The sequence below is a fragment of the Paraburkholderia sp. HC6.4b genome, assembly GCF_014200875.1.
Lineage (GTDB): Bacteria > Pseudomonadota > Gammaproteobacteria > Burkholderiales > Burkholderiaceae > Paraburkholderia > Paraburkholderia tuberum.
The window spans coordinates 41,915-67,732 of record NZ_JACHDC010000026.1 but is presented as its reverse complement, the minus strand read 5'-3'; the positions used below and the strand labels follow the sequence as shown (position 1 = coordinate 67,732).

General features: G+C 61.9%; 23 protein-coding genes. 8 read left to right on the top strand and 15 right to left on the bottom strand.

Features of this window, described 5'->3' with window-relative positions; all coding sequences use genetic code 11:
* Window positions 1–31: 31 nt before the first annotated feature.
* Window positions 32–1,198, bottom strand: a complete 1,167-nt coding sequence (locus HDG34_RS32860) for a Xaa-Pro peptidase family protein (protein WP_184066508.1) — start codon at window positions 1,196–1,198, stop codon at window positions 32–34.
* 175 nt (window positions 1,199–1,373) lie between these two features.
* On the opposite strand from HDG34_RS32860, the gene HDG34_RS32855 reads away from it, so the two are divergent.
* Window positions 1,374–2,369: a LysR substrate-binding domain-containing protein gene (locus HDG34_RS32855; RefSeq protein WP_184066505.1), complete on the top strand. Its 996-nt coding sequence runs from the start codon at window positions 1,374–1,376 to the stop codon at window positions 2,367–2,369.
* A 16-nt stretch (window positions 2,370–2,385) separates the two neighbouring features.
* On the opposite strand, the gene iolB is transcribed toward HDG34_RS32855, so the two are convergent.
* From iolB to HDG34_RS32810, 9 genes are all read right to left on the bottom strand, one after another.
* Window positions 2,386–3,216 (bottom strand): 5-deoxy-glucuronate isomerase, encoded by an 831-nt coding sequence (gene iolB, locus HDG34_RS32850; RefSeq protein WP_184066502.1) that lies wholly within the window; start codon window positions 3,214–3,216, stop codon window positions 2,386–2,388.
* 59 nt (window positions 3,217–3,275) lie between these two features.
* A complete protein-coding gene (locus tag HDG34_RS32845) occupies window positions 3,276–4,769 on the bottom strand; it encodes a mannitol dehydrogenase family protein (RefSeq protein ID WP_184066499.1) in 1,494 nt (497 codons plus the stop codon).
* Complete coding sequence (gene uxuA / locus HDG34_RS32840) at window positions 4,756–5,814, bottom strand: mannonate dehydratase (RefSeq protein WP_311734902.1); 1,059 nt, start codon at window positions 5,812–5,814, stop codon at window positions 4,756–4,758. The genes HDG34_RS32845 and uxuA overlap by 14 nt, the downstream gene beginning before the upstream one ends.
* Before the next feature lie 417 nt (window positions 5,815–6,231).
* Window positions 6,232–7,956: an FAD-binding protein gene (locus tag HDG34_RS32835; protein WP_184066496.1), complete on the bottom strand. Its 1,725-nt coding sequence runs from the start codon at window positions 7,954–7,956 to the stop codon at window positions 6,232–6,234.
* A gap of 66 nt (window positions 7,957–8,022) precedes the next feature.
* Window positions 8,023–9,258 (bottom strand): CaiB/BaiF CoA-transferase family protein, encoded by a 1,236-nt coding sequence (locus HDG34_RS32830; protein WP_184066493.1) that lies wholly within the window; start codon window positions 9,256–9,258, stop codon window positions 8,023–8,025.
* A 181-nt stretch (window positions 9,259–9,439) separates the two neighbouring features.
* A complete protein-coding gene (locus tag HDG34_RS32825) occupies window positions 9,440–10,273 on the bottom strand; it encodes an enoyl-CoA hydratase-related protein (protein WP_184066490.1) in 834 nt (277 codons plus the stop codon).
* Between the two features lie 20 nt (window positions 10,274–10,293).
* The gene (locus HDG34_RS32820) at window positions 10,294–11,565 is read right to left on the bottom strand and encodes a TRAP transporter large permease (protein WP_090804962.1); all 1,272 of its coding nucleotides are present in this window, start codon (window positions 11,563–11,565) and stop codon (window positions 10,294–10,296) included.
* A gap of 11 nt (window positions 11,566–11,576) precedes the next feature.
* On the bottom strand, window positions 11,577–12,110 hold the full coding sequence (locus tag HDG34_RS32815) for a TRAP transporter small permease (protein ID WP_090804963.1): 534 nt from the start codon (window positions 12,108–12,110) through the stop codon (window positions 11,577–11,579).
* A 12-nt stretch (window positions 12,111–12,122) separates the two neighbouring features.
* Window positions 12,123–13,223: a TRAP transporter substrate-binding protein gene (locus HDG34_RS32810; protein WP_244144790.1), complete on the bottom strand. Its 1,101-nt coding sequence runs from the start codon at window positions 13,221–13,223 to the stop codon at window positions 12,123–12,125.
* A 207-nt stretch (window positions 13,224–13,430) separates the two neighbouring features.
* Between HDG34_RS32810 and HDG34_RS32805 the strand changes: the two genes are divergently transcribed.
* From HDG34_RS32805 to HDG34_RS32775, 7 genes are all read left to right on the top strand, one after another.
* A complete protein-coding gene (locus HDG34_RS32805; RefSeq protein WP_244144791.1) occupies window positions 13,431–14,003 on the top strand; it encodes a MaoC family dehydratase in 573 nt (190 codons plus the stop codon).
* A gap of 48 nt (window positions 14,004–14,051) precedes the next feature.
* Entirely contained in the window at window positions 14,052–15,197 is a 1,146-nt protein-coding gene (locus tag HDG34_RS32800; RefSeq protein WP_090804968.1) for an acyl-CoA dehydrogenase family protein, read from the top strand.
* Between the two features lie 44 nt (window positions 15,198–15,241).
* On the top strand, window positions 15,242–16,435 hold the full coding sequence (locus tag HDG34_RS32795) for a CaiB/BaiF CoA-transferase family protein (protein ID WP_184066487.1): 1,194 nt from the start codon (window positions 15,242–15,244) through the stop codon (window positions 16,433–16,435).
* Entirely contained in the window at window positions 16,432–16,875 is a 444-nt protein-coding gene (locus tag HDG34_RS32790; protein WP_018424295.1) for a MaoC family dehydratase, read from the top strand. The genes HDG34_RS32795 and HDG34_RS32790 overlap by 4 nt, the downstream gene beginning before the upstream one ends.
* Before the next feature lie 188 nt (window positions 16,876–17,063).
* Entirely contained in the window at window positions 17,064–17,957 is an 894-nt protein-coding gene (locus HDG34_RS32785) for a helix-turn-helix domain-containing protein (RefSeq protein WP_184066484.1), read from the top strand.
* Window positions 17,958–18,102: 145 nt separating this feature from the next.
* Window positions 18,103–19,326 (top strand): glycoside hydrolase family 88 protein, encoded by a 1,224-nt coding sequence (locus tag HDG34_RS32780; protein ID WP_184066481.1) that lies wholly within the window; start codon window positions 18,103–18,105, stop codon window positions 19,324–19,326.
* A gap of 47 nt (window positions 19,327–19,373) precedes the next feature.
* The gene (locus tag HDG34_RS32775) at window positions 19,374–20,531 is read left to right on the top strand and encodes a fumarylacetoacetate hydrolase family protein (RefSeq protein ID WP_184066478.1); all 1,158 of its coding nucleotides are present in this window, start codon (window positions 19,374–19,376) and stop codon (window positions 20,529–20,531) included.
* A gap of 89 nt (window positions 20,532–20,620) precedes the next feature.
* On the opposite strand, the gene HDG34_RS32770 is transcribed toward HDG34_RS32775, so the two are convergent.
* The 5 genes from HDG34_RS32770 to HDG34_RS32750 form a co-directional block, all read right to left on the bottom strand.
* Window positions 20,621–21,628, bottom strand: coding sequence for a galactitol-1-phosphate 5-dehydrogenase (locus HDG34_RS32770; protein ID WP_184066475.1), 1,008 nt, complete (start codon window positions 21,626–21,628; stop codon window positions 20,621–20,623).
* Between the two features lie 32 nt (window positions 21,629–21,660).
* On the bottom strand, window positions 21,661–22,428 hold the full coding sequence (locus tag HDG34_RS32765) for an SDR family oxidoreductase (RefSeq protein WP_184066472.1): 768 nt from the start codon (window positions 22,426–22,428) through the stop codon (window positions 21,661–21,663).
* 43 nt (window positions 22,429–22,471) lie between these two features.
* Window positions 22,472–23,785, bottom strand: a complete 1,314-nt coding sequence (gene hisD / locus HDG34_RS32760; RefSeq protein ID WP_184066469.1) for a histidinol dehydrogenase — start codon at window positions 23,783–23,785, stop codon at window positions 22,472–22,474.
* 100 nt (window positions 23,786–23,885) lie between these two features.
* Entirely contained in the window at window positions 23,886–24,944 is a 1,059-nt protein-coding gene (locus tag HDG34_RS32755; protein WP_184066466.1) for an ABC transporter substrate-binding protein, read from the bottom strand.
* Between the two features lie 65 nt (window positions 24,945–25,009).
* On the bottom strand, window positions 25,010–25,816 hold the full coding sequence (locus HDG34_RS32750) for an ABC transporter ATP-binding protein (protein ID WP_018422900.1): 807 nt from the start codon (window positions 25,814–25,816) through the stop codon (window positions 25,010–25,012).
* Window positions 25,817–25,818 lie beyond the last annotated feature (2 nt).

Here is a 25,818-nt window from a genome sequence, read left to right as displayed (position 1 = left end):
CCGCCGGCACGTTACGATAAATTCACTGTGCTCACCAGTGCAGTTCCATCGGGAACTGGTCAAGCGTTTCGACGCCGCCCGAGGTCAACCGCACGATACGTTCCGTGCGCAAACCGCCGACGTTCGGCACCGTAATGGTCGCCTTCAGGGTAAAGACCATGTTTTCCTGCAGCACGGTCCTGTTGCCCGGCCCGATCCACGGCGCTTCTTCTTCCGGGTCCATGCCGGTGCCGTGACCGGTGCCATGGCCGCGCGCTTCGCTCGAGTATTGCTCGTAGTTCGATTTCACCAGCGCCTGCTGGATCACCGCATTCAGTTCCATGGCCGCCATGCCGGGACGCGCGGCGGCAAGCCCCGCTTCGACCGCGCGCGCCGCTGCCGCGACGATCGCCATCTTCTCGGGATTCGCCGGACCGTAGGTAAAACCGCGTCCGCCATCGGCCACGTACCCACGATAACGCGCGCCGATGTCGGTCATGATCAGGTCGCCCGGTTGCAGGATGCGGTCGGTGGGGCGCGCCAGGTTATACGCCGAGCGCGGACCGGATTGCACCATCGAATCAAACGCGGTCCGGTCTGCTCCTCCCGCGAGCATCGCGCGGTCAGCGATCAGAGCGAGTTCACGCTCGGTGTAGGGACGGCGGTCGGCGAGCGCGTCGCGAATCGCTGCCATCGCCGAATCGGTCAAGGCGGCGGCTTTGCGCATCAGTGCGACTTCGGCGTCGCTCTTGATCGCCTTGATTTCGGCCAGCACCATCGTCGGTTCGAGCTTCAATTCGTTGAGACCGGCGTTCAGGCGCTGCAACAGGTCCGCGGGGATATAGGCGGCGCCGGCGAGGCCGACCGTGCCGCTGCGATGCCGCGCCGAAAATGCCTGCACCCGTTGCGTGACTTCACGCAGGCTGCGCACTTCGAAGGCGGTCACGCTCGTCGCGTAGTCGAAGCATTGATCCGACACGAACAGCACGGGGTCGCCGTCCACGGGCAGCAGCAGGATCGCGTTGGCAATGTCCGATACGCCGTCGAGCGGGCGGAATTCGGTAAAGTAGCCGATGTTCGCGCCACGCCAGCAATCGCCGAAGGCAAGCAGGCCGACCAGCCCCGCCTTGTCGAGTGCGCTGCGGACCTTGGCGACGCGGCCGAGGAACTCGTCGGTGGTGATGCCTTCCGGCGGGATGTCTGTGGTACGAGTGTTCATTACTTCTTCGTCTCCTGTGTGGCTGCAGGATGCAGCCCGCCTCAATGCCCATGAAGGGAATTCGCCCCGCTTTGGAATGCAGGCCGTCCTCTGCATAGTAGAATCGACCGATATGCTTTGATAATGAAAAATAACGCAAAACCTATATCGATACGGAATACATGGAGGCGACATCGTGACCTCGGCAATTCATCCGGACACCGGCGCAGGGGCCATCGCGACGAGCCGCTTCGACCCCACGCGTCTGAAGACACGTCAATTGGCCCTGATCATTCAGCTCGATACCCATCGCTCGGTATTGCGGGCGGCGAACGCCGCGCACATGACGCAGCCCGGGGCGACCAAGTTGCTGCGTGAACTGGAAGAGACGATGGGTGTGGAGCTGTTCGAACGGCATCCGCGCGGTGTCGAGCCCACCTGGTACGGCGAGGTGCTGATCCGCCATGCACGCAGCGTGCTGGCGGAGTTGCGGCACGCGTACGACGAAGTGTCAGCGCTCAAAGCCGGCCTGACCGGGCAGGCGATGATCGGCACCGAGGTCACGGCGGCCACCAACCTCGTGCCTCAAGCGGTGGCGCTGCTCAAGAAGCGCTTCCCGCAGATTCGCGTCAACATCGAGATGGAGTTCAGCGAGGTGCTGGTGCAGCGTCTGCAGGAAGGCAAGCTGGATATGATCGTCGCGCGAATCCGCAATCCGGACGACCTTGCGGAGCTGCACTATGCGCCGCTCGCAGAAGCACAGCACGCGCTGTTCGCACGCGTTGGCCATCCGCTCGTCAAGCGCAAGGCGCTGAGCTGGGACGAACTGGCGCCGCAAACGTGGATCTTGCCGCCAAAAGGCAACGTCATGCGCAATCAGTTCACGCAACTGTTTCTCGAACGGAAGCTCGCGTTGCCGACGGATGTGGTCGAGAGCTCGTCGCTGCCTGTCATCACGAGTCTGCTGCAAATGAGCGATATGATCGCGCCGCTTGCGCGCGAGCCGGTGCGGCCTTATTGCATTGCCGGTGCGCTCGAACCGCTACCGTTCGAACTCGATCTGAAGCTCGGACCGGCGGGCATCGTCACACGGCGCGGCGACAGGCTCTCGCCGGGCGCGCGGGCGATGCTGCAAGCGCTGCGCGAGGCCGCCGGATTCGACACCCAAGGCCCCGACGCCGACAGCGATTGACTTACCGCAACGGGACTCAGCGCGCGCCGTCCACCGCGACCCTTGCGCCGGGTTGTACTAACCATTCGTGAGCCGGCTCGTTATGTACGTGCCAGGCGCGGCGCGGACCGGCCATCACATTCAGGTAGTAGAGGTCATAGCCGTGCGCGGCGGCAACCGGGTGATAGCCGCGCGGCACCAGCACGACATGCTTGTCGTACGCCGCGAGCGTTTCGTCGAGACTGCGATCGTCGGTATAGACGCGCTGAATCGCGAAGCCCTGCGGCGGCGAGACGCGGTGGTAATAGGTTTCCTCGAGATAGGTCTGCTGCTCGCCATTGTCGGTATCGTGCCGATGCGGCGGGTAGCTCGACCAGTTGCCTGCGGGCGTCACGGATTCCACCACCAGCAAGCTCTCCGCCGGCTCGGTTTCCGGAAGGATGTGGCGCACGTGACGCAGATTGGCGCCAGCGCCACGGGTTTCCTGCCTGACCTCGTCAGGTGCAATGAAGCGCGGCGGCAGGCCACCCTTCGCGGGCGCGGAACAGATGCCGAGTTCGACGTCGTGCGTGGCCACGACCGTGTAGCGCGTATGCGGCGGCACATACATGGACCACGGCGCGCCATCGAACGGCGATATCCGTGCGCCGATCGCGCGGCTCGCGAGCCCTTCGCATCCGACTATTGCGCGCCCCCTGACAAGCACGACCACGACTTCGCGATCGCCCGTCTCCCGCGTAAGCCTGGCGCCGGCGTTCAGGTCGAAAACGTCGAAGCCGACGTATTTCCAGCCGGCGTTCGCCGGCGTGATATGGATGATCTGGCCGTCTTCGGCATGCTTTGACGGTCTGACGAGCAGGTCGCTCATGTCTTCCTCCCGTTATTTAGGGCTGCTACTCTGTCTGCAGAACGTGGCGGTCGCTGCGGCTACGTGCATGGCCGTGAAGCGGTACAAGCGCCCATGGCTTTGACGACGCCTTGTGCGCGAATCGCCGCCAGATGGCGTGCGACCTGCGTGACGAAGCGCGGCTGTGCGCGCAGATCGCATCCGAAAATCGACTCGATTTCGAACAGTGTTTGTACCGCATCGATGGCATCCGCGTGCAAGGTCGAGCGGACCGCCTCGGCCAGTGTGTCGGCGAGCGGGTCCGCGATGGCGTAGGTGCGGCCCGTCTCGTCCTGACCGCTGAGGTACGCGATCCAGCCGGCCAACACAAATGCGAGACGTTCGGTCGGCGCGCCGCTTTTCAGGTTGGCGCGCACGCTTTCCAGCCAGCGCTGCGGCAGTTTCTGCGAGCCGTCGGTCGCGATCTGTTGCAAGCGGTGATCGAGCGCAGTGTTGCGAAAACGCGTGAACAGTTCAGCGCGATAGCTGGCCAAAGCGGGGCGCGACAGCGTCGGCTCCACCTCGTCGCGCAACATGTTTTCGACAAAGTTCCGCACGGCCGGCGCCGCGATCGCCTGATCGACGGTGTCGTAGCCGATCAGCGACCCGAGGTACGCGAGCGCCGAATGCGCGCCGTTCAACATCCGCAATTTGGCCTGCTCATAGGGACGCGCGTCACCCACGAGCGTCGCGCCTGCGCGCTCCCACGCCGGCCGCGGCCCCGCGAAGCGGTCCTCGATCACCCATTGCGAAAACGGCTCGGTCATCACCGGCCACGCATCGTCGGCACCAAGTTGCTTCGCCACGTGCATGCGATCGGCGTCGGTGGTGAGCGGCACGATCCGATCTACCATCGTGTTGGGAAACGCGCCCTCTCGCTCGATCCAGTCGGCCAGCACAGGATCCGCTTCGCGCGCGAACGCCAGCGTCAACGCGCGCATCGTGCCGCCGTTGGACGGCAGGTTGTCGCACGACAGCACGGTAAACGGGCCCAAACCGGCCGCGCGGCGCAGCGCCAGCGCGCGCACGACGAAGCCGATCGCGCTACGCGGCGCGGCGGCCTCGCGCAGATCATGAACAATCTCGGGATGATCGAACTGCAACGCGCCGCTGGCCGGATTGCGGCAATAGCCTTTCTCGGTGATCGTCAGGCTGACGATATGGCAGCGCGGATCGCTCATCGCATCGAGCACGGCGGCGGGCGACTGCGGCGCGACCAGCGAAGCGATCAGCGCACCGACCACCTGGAACGAATCCGCATCGCCGTTTCGCACATTCACGGTATACAGATGGTCCTGCGCAGTGAGCGCCTCCGACGTGTCCGCACGCCGCAACGAAACGCCGACGATGCCCCAGCGCTGATCGCCAGCGCGCAATGTGTGCTCGGTGTACACCGCCTGGTGCGCGCGATGAAACGCCCCGAGGCCCAGATGGACGATGCCCGGTGCAAGGCTCGTGCGATCGTAGGCGGGAACGACGACTTCGCCAGCGGCGCGCGGCGCGAGCGAAGCCACGACGGCATTACTCAGCCGCATGATAGGCCGGATGTTTGGCGAGGCCTTCCCAGATGCCGTTCAGGTAGACCGCACCCAGCGCGCGATCGAACAGCCCATAGCCGGCGCGGCCCGTTTCGCCCCAGATCATTCGCCCATGGTCCGGCCTTGCATAGCCTTCAAAGCCGGTTTCGAAATAGGCTTTGACGATTTCCGCCATGTCGAGCGAGCCGTCGGCCGAACGATGCGAGGTCTCATGAAAGTCGCCTGCGGCATTGGTTTGCACGTTACGCAGGTGCGCGAAATGAATCCGGCCACGCGCGCCGAACTCGCGCACCAATGCCGGAATATCGTTCTGCTGGTCCGCGCCTAGCGAACCGGAACACAGTGTCAGGCCGTTGGCGGAATCGTCGACGATCGCCAGCACGCGCTGCAGGTCAGCGCGATTCTTCACGATGCGCGGCAGGCCGAAAATCGGCCGCGGCGGATCGTCGGGGTGGATCGCCATCTTGAGGCCGGCTTCTTTGGCCACCGGAATGATCGCGCGCAGGAAGTAGTCGAGATTGGCCCAGAGATCGGCTTCGTCTAGCGCTTCGTAGTCGCGCAGCAGGACTTTCAACTGTTCGGGCCGATAGCTCGCGTCCCAGCCGGGCAACTGGATACCCTGGCTGACGTCGAGCTCGCGGATCGCTTGCGTGTCGAACGCGAGCGTCGTCGAGCCATCGGGCAGGTGCATTTCCAGCGAGGTGCGGGTCCAGTCGAAAACCGGCATGAAGTTGTAGCAGACCACCTTCACGCCGCAGGCGCCGAGGTTACGCAATGTCTCGCCATAGTTGGCGATGAGCCTCTCGCGCGTCGGTCGGCCCAGCTTGATGTCCTCGTGCACCGGCACGCTTTCGATCACTTCCAGTGTCAGCCCGTGAGCCTCTATCTTCTGCTTCAGCGACAGGATCCTGTCGATCGGCCACACCTCGCCCACAGGCACGTCATAGATCGCCGAGACGACCCCGACCATGCCGGGGATCTGGCGGATATAAGCGAGCGGCACAGGGTCCGCGTCGCCATACCAGCGGAAGGTCATTTTCACGATCGAGTCTCCTCCTCGTACGCTCGCCTCGCCTTCGACGCAGGCAGCGCATCAATGAATGGTCGGTTCGGCCCTTCCGTATTGGCCCACGGCGGCGAGGCGGCGTCTGGACGCCTTGCGCCTGGGTTCACGCGTCGGGGCGCAGCCAGGAGTCTGCATACTAGCGGGGATCGACATGCCTTTATAATGAAGAATAACGCTTGATCTATACCATTATGGAATACATGAGGCTGCGCGGTTGCCGCTCGCCTGCTGCCAGAAACAGTACGCGCGACTCGTTCAAGCCATCTGCAGCCTGCCAGTTCTACTCGTTGGTGACGTACGCTATCCTCATCATGTCGTCTTTGTACGACTCAACCGCCTTACCGCGACAGCCCCCCTGATCGAACGGCGCAAGGTGATTAGCTCGCTACCGACTCACGACGACAGATCCGCCAGCCGCCCTAACCACAGACCTTCAGGCACGTTCCGCTCGAGGAATATGTTGCAGGCGAAGTCCGCGTTGCGCTCGGGAAAGTCTTCGCGGTAGTGACCACCCCGGCTCTCGCGCCTGACAAGCGACGCCGAAGCCATCAATTCACCGACCTGGATCAAGTTCGCCAATTCGATGCCCCGCATGAGCTCAGCCGGCGTGCCGATCACCGTGTCGTGAAACAACTGGTTTCGCGTCTCCCTGCAGACACGGCTGAAGGTCCGGAGCCCGGCTTCCTCGCGCACGATCAGCAAATACCGGTTTGCACACTGCTGAATCCGTGCTTTCAGTTCGTCCAGCGTGTGCCTGCCATTTCGGCGGAATTGCTTGGCGACCGTGCGGTTGTCGTCCAAGGCCCCGGTCATCGCGCGGTGCGTCATCTTTTTCGCGCGTTCGGCCGCGGCCAGGCCCGCCCGGCGGCCGAAGACCTGGCACGTCAGGGCCATATTGCCGCCGAGACGGTCTGCGCCATGTGGACCCGCTGCCACCTCACCCGCAGCGAACAGACCCTTCAGATTGGACTGTGCGTTTTCGTCTATAAATAATCCGCCGTTGATCGCATGCGCGGAACAGGTGATCTGCACTCGGTCCCGATAAAGGTCGACGCCGTGCTCCTTATACCATTGGCAGGTTAGCGGCCACATCCTTGCGATGCTTCGGCTCTTGTCGGCCAGTATCGATTCGAGATCGCATCCGGCGAAGTCGAGAAACACGCCTCCTTCAGCCGTGCCGCGGCCATCGTTGAGTGCCTTCTGAATCGAAATTTCGACGTAGCGTGAGATGTCGCTCGAGCTGAACGGAAAGTGCCGCTCTTTTTGCCGAATGACATCTTCCTGAGCCAGCCCCGTCGGCAGATAGTCAGGGACGAACGCCCTGCCATCGCGGTCGGTGAGATTCGGGTGCGCGTCCCACAGGTAGTTGCCGAACAGGTTGACGAAAGGCGTCAGCACGCTCACACCGGCCTGCATGAACTCCATGTTGACCAGTCGCGCGCCCGCGCGATAAGCCATTGCATAGCCGTCGCCGGTAATGTCCGATGGATACAGGTTTTGGGCGAACAGCTGACTTGCACCCCCGGTGGTAAGAATCGTCGACTTGGCACGGATCAGCATCGGGTTTCCATCCGAATCGATCGCGTATGCGCCGAGACATTCGCCGTCCTGCGACAGCAGGTCGACGATCATCAACCGGTCCATGACCTTGATGCCGCGCCGGGACGCTTCGGTCCCCAGCGATTTCACGATTGGTTTGAAGTGCTCATGAATCACATGCGAGCGCGGTTTGGAAGAAAAGCATGCGCGAAAAACCAGGTAGTGGTCGTCCTCGCGCTCAAACTTTACGCCGTATCGTTCGAGGTAGCGCAGAGACTCATGCGCTTCGTTCGCGAGAATCGCGCTCAAGCGCGGGTCCGCCATGCCTTGAGCGGCATGCAAGATATCGGCGAGAAAAACATCAGGATTATCGCTGTGATCCCCTGCTCCGTCCGGCACATTGAAGGCGCCTACTTCAGCTACGCTATGAAACGTCGCGCCGCTTTTGCGAAATGCCCCTTTGATCACAACCAGCACGTCAGCGCCGCTGGAATCCGCCTCGAGCGCGGCCCGCAGCGCAGCGCCGCCGCTGCCAACGACCAGCACATCCGTACTGACTTCCCTGCACCTGTCACTCATGCCTGCTTCCCCTGTTTTCATCGACGCGTACGGCACGCTCGCCGCATGGATGGCTTCAAACCCGCTTCACGCGACTCCGCCTTTTGCCGCGGCCGCCGCAACGGCCTCGGCGTCCTCGGCAACGCCGATTACGCCGTCCGCCAGCAGCGAGTCGATCATCGGCCGGTTCATTCCCACCCCTGACAAGATGTCGATCGTGTGCGCGCCCAACCGTGGCGGCGGCATACGGATAGCTGGCGCGCTGCCGTTGTAGCGCACCGGGTGATTGACGAGCGTCACGGGGCTGCCGGTTGCACCCTCGACTGTCTCGAAGCTCTTCAAGTGGCGCACCTGCGGATCGGCGACCACCTGCGCATAGTCGTTGACGCGCGTGTGCCAGACATGATGCCGTTCGAATAGTGGCAACCAGTGCGCCGTCGTGTCCTGCGCAAGCCGGCGCGCAAGCCGGTCGGAGATTTCCTGCTGCTCGTCGAATGCGCGCTTCGCGGGAATCCGTTCCTTTTCCGGGATCCCAAGGATCCGATAAATGATGTCGAGAGGACTCAGCGACAGTGCGATGAAACCGTCCGCAGTTGCATAAATGCCGTACGGTGCGGGGAAGTACCAACCTGATACACGCCCCGCCTGTCGCACGTCGTCATGGCCGTCGCCGTTCAGGAAACACGTGAGAGACTCCTGTTGCAAATCGAGCGCAGCCGCCAGCAAGCTTACGTCGACCCGGCAGCCCTCGCCCCTACGCTCGCGGTTGAGCAGTGCCGTCAGGATACCGTTCGCATACAGCGCAGCGCCGTGATGATCCACGACAGACACGCCCACCGCGCGTGGACCGTCCTCCCGGCTTCCGGTGATTGTCGCGATACCCGACATGGCCTGAATGATCAGGTCCTGCCCCGGCCGGCTGGCATAGGGTCCATCCTGACCGAATCCCGAGCCGGATGCATAGATGATGTCCGGCTTGACTGCCTTGAGTGCCTCGTAACCCAATCCCAGCTGTTCCATCACACCGGGACGGTAATTCTCGGCGACCACGTCGACCTGAGGCAGCAAGCTCATGACGATATCGATCGCCCGAGGGTCCTTGAGATTCAAAGCCAGACTGCGCTTATTGCGATTACCCATCAAAAGCAGCATCGTCTGCCCATCGATGGCGCGGTTCGCGCCGCCCCACTTGCGCTGAAATGCGCCGTCGACGGGTTCGACCGATATGACGTCGGCCCCGCAATCGGCGAGGTGCTGCACGCCCAAAGGCCCCATCAGAAAATGATTGAAGCTGAGAATGCGGATACCATTCAGCCCGTTCATATAATCTCCGTTACGTCGTGAGTCCGGCTGTCGGGGTGAGGTGGAACAGGGTTCTACTGAACTCCGCGTTCGCCCTGAACATTCGGAAGACCGCGGCGTGGATATCTGCATCGATGCCGGTCAGAACTAAAGGAAAGCGTTGCCGATCGCGTCGAGAGGCGCATGCGCGAGGCACCAATGGTCAGCGACCCTTGAAGCGCGGCGGCCGCTTTTTGACGAATGCGCGGTGGCCTTCGGCGCGATCCTCGGTCTTGAACACGTCGAGATTCGCCTGATGCTCGCACTGCAGGCCTTGTTGGAGGTTGGTCTCGAACGAATCGAGCACGGCGCGCTTGGCCAGTCGGACCGCGAGCGGCGCGCGGGCGGCGATCAGCGACGCGATCTCGACGGCGCGTGCGATGCTGCGTGCCGGCGCGACGACCTCGGTCACAAGTCCGTGGCGCTCGGCCTCGGCTGCCGTCAGCGGCTCGCCGGTAAGCACGAGTTTCATCGCCAGTGTCTTGCCGAGCACCCGCGGCAGGCGCTGGGTGGCGCCATCGCCCGGAAGCGCGCCGATGACGATCTCTCGCTGCGAGAAGGTCGCGTCGTCCGCCGCGACGACGATATCGGCCAGCATCACCAGCTCGTGGCCACCACCGATGGCGAAGCCGTTGACCGCGGCGATCAGCGGCTTCGGAAAGGTTTCAATCGCCTTCCAGCTCGCGAGGCGCACCGGGTCCGCATACGCTGCGACCCCGCGTGCCGCCATGTCGGCAATATCCGCACCGGCGCTGAAGAAACCCTCGCCGCCGGTGAGCACGACAGCCCTGACTTCGTCGCTGACTTCGGCTGCCGCGAGCACGCGCGCCAGTTCCACCAGCAGCGGCACACACAGCGCATTGCGCTTGTCGTGATGATTCAACGTGATTAACCAGACGAAGCGAAGTGGTTGTTCCAGCTTCAGGTACTTCAGGTCCTCGAATGCGGCCAGCGGGACCGGCGCCGCGCCGCTTCGCTCGACGTGAGTCGTGTTCATGATGAGCCTCCGTTCTCGTGTTATTTGATTGCCAGCAAGTTCGGCAGGAAGCGTGGGATATGCGGGAAGACGATGATCAGCAGCAGGTCGACCGCCAGCGCGAAGATGAACGGCAGGATCGCCCGAGTCGCTTTTTCGACGGACACGCCGCCGATGGACGCAGCCGTAAAGAGGCAAAAACCAATCGGTGGCAGGTTGATGCCGATGGCTGAGTTGACCAGTACGATGACGCCGAACACCACCGGATCGATATGCATTTGCACGACGAGCGGCAGGAACACAGGGATCACCACCGCAATACTCGAGATCGTTTCGAGTACGGTATGGGCTACCAGAAGGAAGAGATTGATCAGGATCAGCAACACGAACGCGCTGGTCGTCACGGCCAGGAAGCTGTTGGCGACGTGTAACGGAATTTGCGCCTCAATCAGATAGCGGCCGAGCACGAACGCGAGCCCGAGAAGAAACGATACCCGCGTGGTATTGATGGCCGTGCGCGTGAGTATTTCCCCGAACTGCGACAGCTTGAGCGACTTGAAGATGAAGGCGCTCACCAGCGTCACATAGAACGCCGCGACGACGCCTGCTTCTACCGGCGTGAAGACGCCGCCAAGGATCCCGCCCAGAATGATCACGGGCGTCAGCAATGCCCAGATCGCCTGTCTGAAAGTCGTCCACAGCCGCCTGGCGGAAAACGCTTCGACCGCCGTATAGTTCTGGCGCACCGCAGTCAGGTAGTTCACGAGCATGAAGGAAACGACCACCAGCAGCATCGGCACTATCCCCGCGACGAACATCGTTCCGACCGAAACGTTGGCGGTGTAGGCGTACACCAGCATGCTCATCGACACGGGCGACAGCAATCCGAGTGAGCCCGCTGCCGACTGCAGCGCGACTGCGAACGCGCGTGAATATCCCTGCTTGACCATCCCGGGGATCATGACCGAGCCGATCGCTGCGGTATCCGCAGTCGCCGAACCGGAGAGGTCGGCGAAGAACATACTCGCAACGATCGTCACCTGTCCGATGCCGCCGCGCATGAAGCCGACAAGCGCCTGCGAAAAGTCGATGATCCGGCGCGAGACGCCGCCCGCATCCATGATTGCGCCTGTCAACATGAAGAACGGGATGGCCAGCAGGCCGACGTTATTCAGGTTCGAAAACAGCTGCTGCGGAATCACCAGCAGCGGGGTTCCATTCAGCGTCAATGCAATCGTCGCCGCAATGCCGATGCAAATGGCCACCGGTACACCCAAGCCGAGGAACCCGGCGCCTAGAGCGAGTGCCCACATGTTGATTCACCTCAGATATGTTCGGAGACGCCCTGCAACAGAGACTGCCTCGTTTGCGCGCCGGGCGCGAGATGAGAAACCGCGATTCGGACCGCGGAATGAAAGACCAGCAATGCGCCGCAGACGGGAATCGAGAGATATGGGTACACCATTGAGATCGGCAGAGAGGTCGCAGTTTCGGTGCCCATCAGCTCCAGCATGTCGCCACCGTACATAAGGAAGACCACGCCGAGCGCGAGGACTACGCAGTCGGTAAGGTCCGTCAGTGTCTGCGCGAAAGCGGGCGGACAACGGTCGGCCAGTACCCGCACCTCCGGATGAACCCGCAGCTTGGCTCCTGCCGCCGCACCGAGGCACGTGAGCCACACGAACAGATAAGCCGCGAGCTCGTCGGACCACGACAGCGAGTTGTGCAGGATGAAGCGGAAGACCACCCCGAGGCCAGCGACGAACACCATCATGAGAAGTAGTCCACCGCATAGGAACAGCGTGATCTTCAGGACCAGGTCATCGATAAACAGGAGATTACGGGCAAGCTTTTCCATGGCACTCTCCCTTCATTTCGAAGCGACAGCGGACTTGTCGGCCGCCTTGATTTCCTGATAAAGCGCCTGGCCATCGGGAATGTCGCTGAGCAGGCCCTCGCGCGCCCTTGCGGTCGCGGCGGCCCACGGCACCGTGTTTATCTCGGTCACCTGGGTGCCATTCTTCTTCATCGTTGCGAGCGCGTCGTCGTACTCGTGCTTGTATTCCTTCATGTCATAGTCCGCGGCGACGGCGGCAGCGGCATGAAACGCCTGCTGCTCGTCAGGCGAAAGACGCGTCCAGGCGCTCTTGCTGATTGCCAGCACCACGGGCAGGTAGTTCACGTGGGTCAGGTAGTAATGCTTCGCGACATCGGAAAATTTGTCCTGGATGAACTGCTCCGGTGACGTATCGCCGCCGTCGACCAGGCCTTGCGAAAGCGCCAGAAATAACTGGTTATAAGGCAGCGGCGTCGGATTTGCGCCCAGTGCCTTATAGCCCGCGATATAGCCGCGACTCTGCATCACTCGAACTTTCATATCCTTCATGTCATCGAGCGAGCCGACGGGCTTTTTAGCCGTGAACAAATTGCGTTCGCCCACCGACAGCCACGTCAAGCCGATCATGTTGACCGCCGGCATCATGTCGAGGAACTTGCGGCCGACCGGTCCTTGCAGAAGCCGGTTGGCGTCGTCGATGCTGCTGAAGAGATAAGGCGTATCGAAGATCTGCCACTGCTTGATCGTGTTTCCGATCGGCGCCTGTGCGGAAATCATGAGCTCCTGGGTGCCGGTGCGCAGCGCTTGTGCCATCTGCACTTCGCCGCCGAGCTGTGACTGCGGAAAGATCTCGATCTTGACCTTGCCGTGGGTTCGCTGCGCGACCTCCTTCGCGAACACTTGGGCAGTCAGCTGATAGTGGTTGTCCGGGGCGAGGGTGTGGCCCAGCTTCATGACGATCGGCTCGTCCGCACGGGCAACGCTTGCGACAACGACGCCCGCTGCGAGCAGCGTACCCACCATCATGGTGCGCCATGCGCGGCGCGCGCTGAAGAATGATTTCATTTCGTCTCCTTCCGTACTGGAATGTAATTTTCGCGCCGCGTCAGGCCGATCCGTCTGCAGGCGCTCCAAGTATTCGTGAGTGCACGCAACGGGCGTTAGGACCGGCCGACCGATTTCTTGTACTTTTTTACGGCGTCTTCGATAGCACGCGTTTGCCAGACTGCCTGGCGATTTATCCGGCGCACACGAGGCGAAAACCCTTGGTGGTATTGACTGATAGCTGACCGGGGGCAATCCGCGGCCGCTTGCGGATCGGCCGAAGACTGCAATCACTGCGTGCATACAGTCAAAAAAGTCCAAGCATTCGCCCAAACCGTCCTAACGGTCAGCAACCCGCACTCATTAAATTTGAGTCACACCCGCCGGCCCCAATCAACAAAGAACAGGCCGGCTCCGCAACCGACTCTCACTTCCAGAACCACCATGGCCAAACGCCCGCACATGGATTGTTACGCGGTCGGCGACACTGCCGATTTCGCCAAGACCGTAACTGAATTCGATATCTACGGCTTCGCCGGGATCGTCGGCGATTTCTATGCGGTGCATTTGAACGAGGAATTCGCCAAAACCACGCGCTTCGAGAAGCGCATTGCGCAAGGATGTCTGTCGGTCGGCTTCTTATCGACCGTGATGGGCTATATGGCGCAAAAGGCGCCGAGCCCCGGTGCGGTTTCTTACCGATACGACATCACGTTCAATGCGCCGGTATTTATCGGCGACACGGTCACCGCCCGCCTCACGCTGCGCGAGAAGGACGACGATCGCAACATGTGCGTTTTCAGGGCAGACGTCACGCGCCAGGACGGCACGCTGGTCGCATCTGGCGATACCTATCTGAAGGTGCTGTAACGCAGCCCCCTGCTTCAACCCATCTCCCGCTTTTTCACAGAGTCGAACATGCCGCATTGGTTAAACGAACAACACACCGCGATACGCGACGCCGTGCGCCGTTTCGCGGAAAACGAAATCGCTCCTGTCTCGGAAGAGCTTTGGGAAGCGGAAGCCTTTCCTTACGACATCTGGAAGCGTGCCGGCGAGCTCGGCTTCGCCGGCCTGCCTTATCCGGAGAGTTGGGGCGGCGGCGGTGGCGAATGGCTTTCCTATGTAATCGTGTTAGAGGAACTCGCACGGGTAGATTGCGCAATCGCCAACTCTCTAATGGCCAATTCGACGGTCGCAAGCCTGCTTTCCAACTATGGCACCGATGAGCAAAAGGATCGTTATTTGTGCCCTATCCTCGACGGCCGCAAGGTCGGCGCGATCGGATTATCCGAGCCCAACGCGGGCTCCGACGCGGCCAACATCGCGACGCGTGCGACGCTGGAAGGCGACCAATACGTCATCGATGGATCGAAGACCTTCATTAGCAATTCCGGCACGGAAGTGACCGGGCCGGTCGTCATCGCCGCGGTAACGGGAACGCGCCCCGACGGCCGCAAGGAAATTTCTAACTTCATCGTGCCCAACGGCACCCCCGGTTTCAGCTACGGACGCAAACTGCGTAAGATCGGCTGGCGCGCATCGAGCACCTACGAGTTGTTCTTCGAGCGCTGCACGATCCCGACCGCCAACCTGCTCGGCGAACGCGGTGCGGGCTTGCGACAGACGCTCGCCCAGATCAGCACGGGCCGAATCCTGATCGGCGCGCTCGCGCTAGGCATCCTGCAGGGTTCACTGGATCGGTCGATCGCGTACATGAAGGAGCGGCGCGCATTCGGCAAGCCGATCGCCGAGTTCCAGTCGCTGCAGTTCAAGATCGCTGACATGGCGGCCCACGCGCACGCCGCGCGACTGATGCTCTACGATGCCGCCGCGCTCAAAGATGCAGGCGTTCGCTTCGATCAGCAGGCGTCGATGGCCAAGCTCTTCGCCACCGAGCGCGCGATGGAGGCGGCTCATCAGGCGTTGCAGATACATGGCGGTTACGGCGTGATGAGCGAGTACCCAGTGTCGCGCGCATTCGGCGACGCCAAGGTGCTGGAGATCGTCGAGGGCACCTCGGAGATTCAGAGAATGATCATCTCGCGAAACCTGCTTGCCTGAACCCTCAGTCAAACAGATACGGACACGCGGTCGGGAGACAAGTCATGCTGGAAGGCATCAAGGTGTTAAGTTTTACTCACTTCTTGCAGGGCCCCGCCGCCGTGCAGATGTTGGCCGACGTCGGCGCGGGCGTGATCAAGATCGAACCGCCGGGCGGCGCGTTCGAGCGCAGTTGGACCGGCTTCGATGCGTATGTCGAAGGTGTGAGCATGTTTTTTCTGCTCGGCAACCGCAATCAGCGCAGCATCTCGCTGGATCTGCGCGACGAGCGCGCGCGCGAGATCGTCTGGCGGCTGATCAAGGAAGCCGATGTCCTGATCGAAAACTACCGGCCAGGCGTCCTGCAGCGCATGGGCTTCGGTTACGACGATGTCCGCGAGATCAACCCGCGGCTCGTGTACTGTTCGTGCACCGGCTACGGGTCATCGGGACCGTATCTCAAGCGGCCAGGGCAGGACCTGCTGCTGCAGGCCATCAGTGGCATGACGATGCTCTCCGGCGAGGCCGATTCCCCGCCCACGCCCGTCGGATCCGCGATCGTCGACCAGCACGCGGCGGCGTTGGCAGCCTTCGGCGTGGTCGCGGCCTTGCAGGCGCGTGAACGCACCGGCAAAGGCACGCTGGTCGAAAGCAACCTGCTCAACGCGGCGCTCGATCTTCAGATCGAGCCGTTCACCTACTACCTGAACAAGGGACCACTCTGGCCGCGCACGAACCCGCCGACCGGCAGCCGGTTCCATCCGTCGCCCTATGGGGTTTACAGGACTCTCGACGGCTGGATCGCCGTTTCGCTCACGCCCACTGAGAAGCTGGCGGCGGCCTTGTCTCAGCCCGTGCTGGCCGGGTTTTCGCACCCAAAGGACAACGTGCGCCGCCGCGACGAATTGAACCGCATCGTTTATGACGCGCTGACTGCGCGCACGACGGCCGACTGGATGACGACCTTCGATGAGCACGACATCTGGTACGCGCCCGTGAACGACTACCATCAGGTCGAGGCCGACCCGCAAGTGGCGCACAACCGCATCATCATGGAGGTCGAGCATCCGCAGGCCGAGCCGATTCGTTTGCTCGCACATCCGGTTCGATACGACGGCGCAGCACCACCGCTCACCCGTCAGCCGCCGCGGCAAGGCGAACACACCCGCGAGGTGCTCGCCGAACTGGGCTACGAGCCGGACGAAATCGATACGCTGGTCGAAGCGGGCGCGGCGCTGACCGGGCGGAGAACTGCATGAACACTCATCTGAATCAGTGCCACGAGATGCTGCGCTTTGACGATATCCAGATTGGCCGCTGCCAGGTACTCGTGCGTACCATCGCGGAAAGTGACGTGAACGCTTTCGGCCATCTGTCGGGCGACCTCAATCCCTTACACATGGATCAGCACTTCGCGGCACGCACGCCATTCGGCCACCGCGTGGCGCACGGCCTGCTGACCGCGGCATTGGTGTCGACGACCCATACCGGGTTGACCGGTCCCGGCTTCGTCTACGTCGGGCAGGAGTTGCGCTTTCTCGGACCCGTCTTCATCGACGATACGATCAGGATCCATGTGACCGTAGTCGAGAAGAAACCCGCCAAGCGCATCCTCGTGATGGACACCATGGTTCGCAATCAGGACGGCAAGCCGGTGCTGACCGGACTGTCGGCGCTGAAGGAATTGCGTTTCCAATGATCTGACAATCGGCAGGCGAGGCCAAACCTTTGCGGGTTTTCGACAACAGCCGTCACGCCGATTTGCTATTTACAATTACACTACGTTCGATGCCGACCGGCGAAGGAGAAACAGCACGCTTGATTTAGCCAAGGAGTGCGCTGGCTAAGCGAGCCAAACAAGTGAGCTGGATGCAGGAGACAAATTAAATGCTTAGAGGTTGTGGTTGTCAGTTGCCGGTCTTCAAGATCGCCAACTATGAGTATGGGTCGCGAATCAAGTCGATCGACTTTCATTTCGCACCCCTCGAAGATATGAAATCGACGTTGCCGTATCCTCATCGGCACGAGTTCTATCACATCGTCTGGGTCGTGTCGGGCAGCGGTCACCACATCATCGACTCGATTCGCTACGAGGTGCGGCCCAATACGCTGTTCTTCATGGCGCCAGGCCAGATCCACGACTTCGCATTGTCCGAAGATACAGTCGGCCACGCGATAAGTTTCTCGTCCGAATTTTTCGCCTTCAAGGTTCAGAACCGCCATTCGCAGACGGAAATTCCGGTCTACGATTTCGAGCGAATTCCGAACACGGTTTATATGAGCGACGCACAAGCTCAGGACCTTCATCATGTGCTGGATGGAATCGATGCGGAATATCAGGGTGAAGAGGCAGGCTACGAGGACGTCATCTGGTCATATCTGCGCATTCTGCTAATCAAGTCCGTGCGTCTGGGCGGCGACGCCGTGACCGACGTCAATTCGTCGCGTAGCGTGCTGTTGTCGCGACGCTTCAAAAGCCTCCTGGAAAAACATTTCACCACGGTCCACGACGTCGCTCGCTACGCATGCCTGCTGAACGTCACAGAACGCGCGCTGAACGATGCGACGCGCCAGGCGCTCGGCAGCACGGCGGCCAAGCTGATTCGTGAACGCGTGATGCTGGAAGCGAAGCGTCTGTTGCTGCATTCGGAGGTCAATGTGGCGGAGATCGCAACACAGCTTGCCTTCGACGACCCGGCCTACTTCAGCCGATGTTTCCGCAAGCACACGGGCCGCTCGCCAATCGACTTCCGCCGCAGCCTGGAGAAACTGAGCATTTGAAGCAGTGGGACGATAGGCGTCCGGCTGCGACGTAGGAAAGTCCAATATAAGCCGCGCTTCGTCCTAACCGCTGGAACCGCCGCGCTCCTAGAATTTGCGTGCCCCCGTCACTCGGGAAACGCGAAAGTCATCAGGAGACAAAGGCGTGAATGCTTCGTACCAAGACCAAGGACTGTCCTCTGACCGGTCCGCCCTCTTCACCGATATCCTCGATCGCATTGCGACCAAAGTTGCAGAGGACGAGCCGACGCTCGGCGTCGAATTCCCCCAGATCACAGCGCCCGACGGAAAGTGGGTCCGGCTTCCGGCGTCGCTGTCCGCAGGCTACAGCGGTTCAGCGTGGAGCCACGGCAATTGGTTTTGCGGGTTCTGGGTCGGACTTTTGCTAACGTCGTATTTGCACACCGGCAACGACAAATACCTCTCGTGGGCCCGCGAGCGCATGCGTCTCGTCGCGCAGCGCGCGCAGGATCCTAACACGCACGACATCGGCTTTATCTTCGACAGCAGCGCCGTCCCGGGCTACGAAATCACCCGCGACTCGTGGTACGCGCAAATTGCGATGGAAGCCGCGGACAAACTGCGCGCGCGTCTTGTCACCACGCGCAGCGGCGCCTATCTCGCTTCCTGGGGCCCGCTTGACGATCCGCGCGGACGCAGCGCCTCGGCTATCGACACGATGGCTAATCTATCGTTGCTTTACTGGGCGGCGAACCATTCCGGGGACGGCAGTTATCGCCTCGCCGCCGAAGCGCACTCCGTCATGACCGCCAAGGCGTTTATCCGCCCCGACGATTCGACGTATCACGCGGTGGAGTACGACGTGACAACAGGTGCGCGCCAGCGCGGCTACACGTTTCAAGGCGCATTCGACGAATCGGCGTGGAGCCGGGGCCAGGCGTGGGCCGTCTATGGCTACGTGAACACGGCGCGTGAAACCGGCAAGCGCAACTGGCTAGACCTTGCCGGGCGGCTAGCGGCGTACTATCTGCGCCGGCTCGATGGACGTCCTGTGCCACCGTGGGATTTCGACGCCACTGGCGCGGACGCGGAAATCAAGGATACTGCCGCAGCAGCGGTGATGGCGTCAGCGCTGATCGAGATGGGCCGTCTGCATCCCGACCCTGCTGATGCGGTTCGCTGGCGCGAACACGGACTCGCGATGCTCGAAGCTCTATGTCGTGACGAGTTTGCCTACGAACCTGCGCAGCGGGGACTTTTGAGGAATTCCTGCTATTCGAAGCCGCACAATGAAGGCGTCGATGGCGCGACGATGTTCGGCGATTTCTTCTTCGCGGAAGCACTGAGTCGCGTGATGCTGCCAGGCAGGCTTCGGCCGGCCGACCCGCAACGCGTATCGCTCGCTTGAAGCGTATCTCCCCTCGCGGTTCCCAACTCTCGCTAGCCAGGCCGTCCATGATATCGAACGATCTTCCGCATTTTGTACCTACTGACCTACCCGATGCCCTGCTGGTCGGACGCATCTGGCGAAACGCGCCGATAGACGGGCCGTCGGTCGTCGTTGTTCGTGCCGGTCAGGCCTTCGACATCACGGCGTCGGCGCCGACGACCTCCGACCTGTTCGAGCACGTGGACCTCGTCGAGTTTGCGCATCACGTCGAGGGCGAGGCGCTCGGTCCCGTCGAGAACATCGGCCGCGCATTGCTGGCGCCGTGCGATCTTCAGGCCATCAAGGCATGCGGCGTGACCTTTGCCGTGAGCCTGCTCGAACGGGTCATTGAAGAACAGGCTAACGGCGACGCGACTCAAGCCGACACGGTCCGGGCGACGATCGCGCAACTGATCGGCACTGATCTCTCCAGGATTCGCCCCGGCACGGCAGCTGCCGACTGTCTGAAGCGGGAACTGGAACGGCGCGGCGCATGGTCGCAATATATGGAGGTCGGCATTGGGCCGGACGCAGAGGTGTTCACCAAGTCTCAACCGATGTCGGCGGTCGGCTACGGCGCGGACGTTGGGCTGCACCCGGCCTCCCGCTGGAACAATCCCGAGCCAGAAATTGTGCTGGCGGTAAACAGCCGCGGAACGATCGTCGGCGCAACCCTCGGCAACGACGTCAATCTCCGCGACATCGAGGGCCGCAGTGCGTTGCTGCTCGGCAAAGCGAAAGACAACAACGGCTCATGCGCGATCGGTCCTTTTATTCGGTTGTTCGATGAACGCTTCACCATGGACTCGGTGCGGGCGGCCAGCGTGTCGCTCAGGATAGAAGGCGCGGACGACGGATTTATTCTCGAAGGCGTGAGCCACATGCGCGAGATCAGCCGTGACCCAGAGGAACTTGTGGCCCAGACTGCCGGGCCGCATCACCAGTATCCAGACGGCTTCATGCTGTTCCTCGGCACGATGTTCTCTCCAATTGAAGACCGGCATGCTCCGGGCAGCGGCTTCACGCATCACCTCGGGGACAAGGTGACGATTGCAACACCGGAGCTCGGCGCACTTGTCAACACCGTGCAGTCGTCAACCGAAATCGCGCCCTGGCGATTCGGCGTACGCGCTCTTTACGAGACCCTTGCAAAACGGCGGGCGCTTACCCGCGCCATGGCGTAGGTACCATTCACGTGGACCGCCTCCGCGGATTCCAGCCTCGCCAAGCTACAAAGACTTTGTTCGCGAATCAGCGGAACGGGATACTAAATTTAGAAGCCCGGCGTCAGGACGACTTTCCCTGACGCCGTCCTGCCGTTCTGCAAATCGTCGAACGCCTGGCTTCCGGCATCGAGCGGCCGCACGTCGAGCCAATCCAGCGAACCGAACGCGCCTTCGTGCAACGCCGAAACCGTCGCGCGAAGATCCGCCATCGTATAGGTGTACGTACCCAGCAGCGTGATTTCAGCGAGCGTCAGCTTGCGCATATCGATTTCGCTTGCCCAGTCCTGGAGGCCGATGTGCATCACGACGCCGCCAGGCTTCACCGACGATAACGCGAGCGCGCGTGTCGGCTTTGCGCCCACGGCATCGATCACGAACTCAAACCGGCTTTCAGGCGCCGGCGCGTCCAACGGATCCCATGTCTCGCACTGCGCATGCTGCTCCGCCGATCGTCGACGCAGCGGATTGACCTCCGCCATTTCCACCGACCGGCAGCCATACGATTTCAGTAACAACGCCGACAGCAATCCAATCGCCCCGCCGCCAATGACCAGCGCGCGGGTTTCCGGCAACGGTCTTTGCAGCGCGCGCATCGACAGATTCAGCGCATGCAGCGCCGTAGCAGCCGGCTCGGTCACCGCGGCGTGCGTTGCGGGCATCTCCTGCGGAATTTCGACAACGCATCCCGCAGGCAATGACATATATTGTGCAAATGCACCCGGACGCGTCATGCCGACCATCGTCCGGTTCGCGCACAGATTGTCGCGCCCCTGCACACAATATTCACAGTGCCCGCAGGTGATCAACGGATTGCCCGTGACGCGCAAGCCTTTCATCAGATGCGGTGCGCGCGTCTCCACGATCGTGCCGGCGAACTCATGACCGAGAATGAGGCCGGGTTTGCGTCGCGGATCGTGGCCGTGGAATGCATGCATATCGGAGCCGCAAATACCGACCGCATCGATCCTGAGTATCACCTCGCCGTCGGCTGCAAGCGGTTCGGGCCGATCGAGCAACTGGACCTCATTGGGCTGCGTGTAGACAAGTGCTTTCACAAGCGTTCTCCGTCGTGCAATTGCGTTACCGCCTACCGCGCGGTGTACCCGCCGTCGACCATGATGGTCTGGCCCGTGACGTACGCGGACGCGTCACTCGCAAGAAACACCGTGACGCCATACAGATCGTCGAGTTGTCCATTGCGTCCGATGCACGTGTTCTGCGCGTGCATGTCCGCGACGCGCGCGTCGTTGAAAACGGGAGCCGTCAGCGCAGTGGGGAAAAAGCCCGGCCCAATCGCGTTGCACGTGATGCCGTAGCGTGACCACGCCTGCGCGATAGCACGCGTCAATTGCACGACACCGCCCTTCGCCGCGCCGTATGGCGCGCTATCGTTGAATGCACGGTATGACTGCAGCGACGCGATGTTGATGATGCGACCATGTCCGCGCGCCTTCATCGAGGGTGCGAGCGCCTGCGTCATGAAGAACGGCGCGCCAAGATGCAGTGCGAGCTGCTGTTGCCACGCTTGCGGCGTCACTTCATCGAATGGTTGACGCAGATTGACGCCCGCCGCGTTGACGAGAATGTCAATCTGGCCGTGCTGTGCCGCTGCATCGAGCGCGCAGGCGCGCGCCGCATGCGCGTCGCTCAGATCGCATGCGTGCATGTGCGCATCAATACCGTCATCCCGCAGCCGCATTGCCGCTTCGTCGAGCGCATCACTTCGCCGCGCCACCAGCACGACGCGCGCACCCGCCCCGCCCAACGCGCGCGCCATCGCTTCGCCGACGCCCGAGTTGCCGCCGGTCACGAGCGCGGTTCTGCCATTCAGGTCGAATAGTCGAGCGATATTCAACGGTGTCCTCCTTCGTCGTACCGATTGCACATGCCGATGGCGTTCATACCTGTACCGGTTCGCCACGCACGAATGCTTCGTCGGGAAAGTACTTCTGCAAGCGGTCGTCAGCGGTACGGGCGTGGGCTTCCATGCCTTCGAGCCGCGAGATACGCGCCGTCACTTCGCCAATGCGCTTCGCCGCATCGCGCGTCATGCGCTGCCACGTCAGCGTCTTCACGAACTTGTGCACCGAGAGCCCCCCTGAATAGCGCGCTGCGCCCTTGGTGGGCAGAACGTGATTCGGACCGCTCGCCTTGTCGCCGAATGCGACCGTCGTTTCTTCGCCGAGAAAGAGCGAGCCGTAGCACGTCAGATGATCGAGCCACCAGTCCAGATCGGCAGCCTGCACTTCGAGGTGTTCCGATGCATAGCGGTCAGACACGTCCACCACTTCCTCTCGCGTGTCGCACAGGATCACTTCGCCGTAGTCGCGCCACGCGGCGCCTGCGGCATCGCGTGCGGTCGGCGGCAACGCATCGATGAGTTGCGGAACCCGCTCAATGACCTCGTCGGCGAGCGCCTTCGACGTCGTGAACAACCATGCCGGCGACTCGTGGCCATGCTCGGCCTGGCCGACCAGATCGCTCGCGACCATCGCCGGGTCGGCACTGGCGTCGGCGATCACCGCAACTTCCGACGGCCCCGCGAAGACGTCGATCCCAACCTTGCCAAAGAGCGCGCGCTTCGCCTCCGCGACGAACTTGTTGCCCGGCCCCACCACAACGTCCGCCTGCTTGCCGGTAAAAAGCCCATACGCCATCGACGCGATCGCCTGCACGCCTCCCAGCGTCATCACGACATCGGCGCCTGCCGCCTTGAACGCATACAGCACGTACGGATGGATGCCGCCTCCGCGAAACGGGCTCGAACAGGCAATCACCGTCTTCACGCCCGCTGCCTTGGCAGTCGCAACGCCCATGTATGCCGACGCGATATGCGCGTACCTGCCAGCAGGCGCATAACAGCCGACCACGTTGACGGGCACCACTTTTTGCCCTGCCGTCACGCCTGGATACAGTTCGACCGAGAAATCCCCAATCGAGCGCCGCTGTGCGAGCGCGAAGTCGAATACCTGTTGCGCGGCGAAATCGATATCGGCCTTCACGTGCGCGGGCACTTCGAGCGCACGCCGTTCGATCTCATCGGCGCAGACGATGATCGGACCGTCCCAGTTATCGAGTTTCTTCGCATACGCACGCGCGGCGTCTTCGCCATGCGCCTGAATCTGCGCAAGCATTTCACCGACGACCTGTTGCGCCGTCGCGGTCTCGGTTTCCGGCGTCTTGGCTGCTTTCTTCAGGTAAGTCACGCTCATCGCCTTCTCCTTCATCGATGTTAGAAATAATGCAAGCGCTTGCAGCGAGGCGCTTTTAAAAGGCCACACCGTGGCCTTTTTGCGCGATCGCGACCGCGCGTTATTTGCTGCCGTCCATTGCGAACGCCGCGAGTTTAGGGTCGCCCAACACACGCTTCATCGCGCTGTCGTCGATATAGTCTTTTGCTTCGGGGACGGACGCGAGCGCGCCCGATGCATGCATGAACTGCGCGATCTTCGTGAACGAATCGTCGGCCTGCGATGCGCCTTTCGTGCGGTCCATCGCGGCGAGTTGCTGCTTCAGGTCGAAGGTCGGGCGCGTAGCGAATTCCTTGCGCATCGAATCGTCGCTGATGTTGACGCCGCCCTCCTGGTAAAACTTCTTCATCATCGCGACGGCCTGGTCAGGGTGCGCCTTCATCCACGCCCATGCATGCAGATAGACGGCGAGAAACTTTGCCACCTGATCGGGATGCTGCTTCTCGAATTCGCCACGCGTGACGAGCGCGCCGGGCACCGATGCGCCGCCGTCCTTACCGGAGCACAACACGCGCGCGCCCGCCTTCTCTTCGAGCGTATAGTCATACGGCGCCCACACGCCCGCGTAATCAGCATTGCCCGACGACACAGCGGAAATGATCTCGGCCTGGCCCATGTTCTTGAGCGTCACATCAGCCTTCGTCAGCCCATACTTTTTCAGGCATGCCTGTACCGCGTAATCACCCGTCGAGTTGGACGTCAACACGATGGTTTGGCCTTTCAGCGACGCCGGATTGCGGCGCACCGCGTCATAACGCGCCTTGCTCGCCATCAGAACGTTGCCCTGCGATTCGTCGTTTGTCAGGCCGATCACCTGAATGCCGAAGCGCTTGTAGCCGAGCACGGCCGGCACGGAACCCGTGCCGCCCACGTCCCAGGATTTCGACGCCGCCGCCGCAATCTGCGGCACGCCTGCGGGAAACACCGAAAACTCGGGCTTCAATCCGACCTCTGCCCACCACCCTTTTTCGGTTGCGACATAGAACGGCAACGCCCAATACAGCGCGGGCTGATAGCTGACCCTGATCAGAGTGAGATCGGCGGACCACACGGTGCCCGGCAACGCCGCACTGCCCGCGCAGAGCAACGCAATGAAAGGGATCGCACGCAGACGTTTCATGTTGGTCTCCTGTTTTATGGGGTATTGCGCTCAGCCGTTGGAACCGGTGGCAGTTTTATGCAGTTTCATGCAGCGACACGTTCGACAGCGCCGTGTTCGTCGCGCAACGACTTCCAGATATGCGTGCGCAACCGGACGAACGATTCGAGATCCATCACGTCTTCGATCCGCTTGCACGCGTCCCAGCCATGCTGCTCGCGCACGGACTTCACATCGATCACTTCTTTCACGCGCCCCGGCCGGCCCGTCATCACGACGACGCGATCCGCGAGATACACCGACTCTTCGACCGCGTGCGTGATGAACAGCACCGTGCGCGGATTCACGCGCGTGAGCCGCACCAGTTCTTCCTGCATGACGACCCGGGTTTGGGCATCGAGCGCGCCGAACGGCTCGTCCATCAGCAGCACGCCGGGGTCGAGCGCATACGCGCGCGCGATCGCGACGCGCTGCTGCATGCCGCCCGATAGTTGATGCGGATACGCCTGCTCGTAGCCGCGCAGATTCATCAGCGACAGATAGCGTTCGATCGTTTCGCGTCTTGCGTCGGCGGCCATGCCCTTCGCGCGTAAGCCGAGATCGATGTTGTCCCACACTGTCTTCCACGGGAACAGCGCGAACTGCTGAAAGACGACCGCGCGATCGGGTCCTGGCCGTGTCACCTTGCGGCCCGCCACCGTCACGCTGCCCGAAGTCGGAAACTCAAGACCCGCGACCATCCGCAGACACGTCGTCTTGCCACAGCCCGACGGCCCGACGATCGCAACGAATTCCTTGTCGGCGATTTCCAGTTCGACGTGTTCCAGGGCGACGACGCTCGCCTTGTCGCGCCTGAACATGCGGGACACATCATTGAAACGAATCATGCTCATCG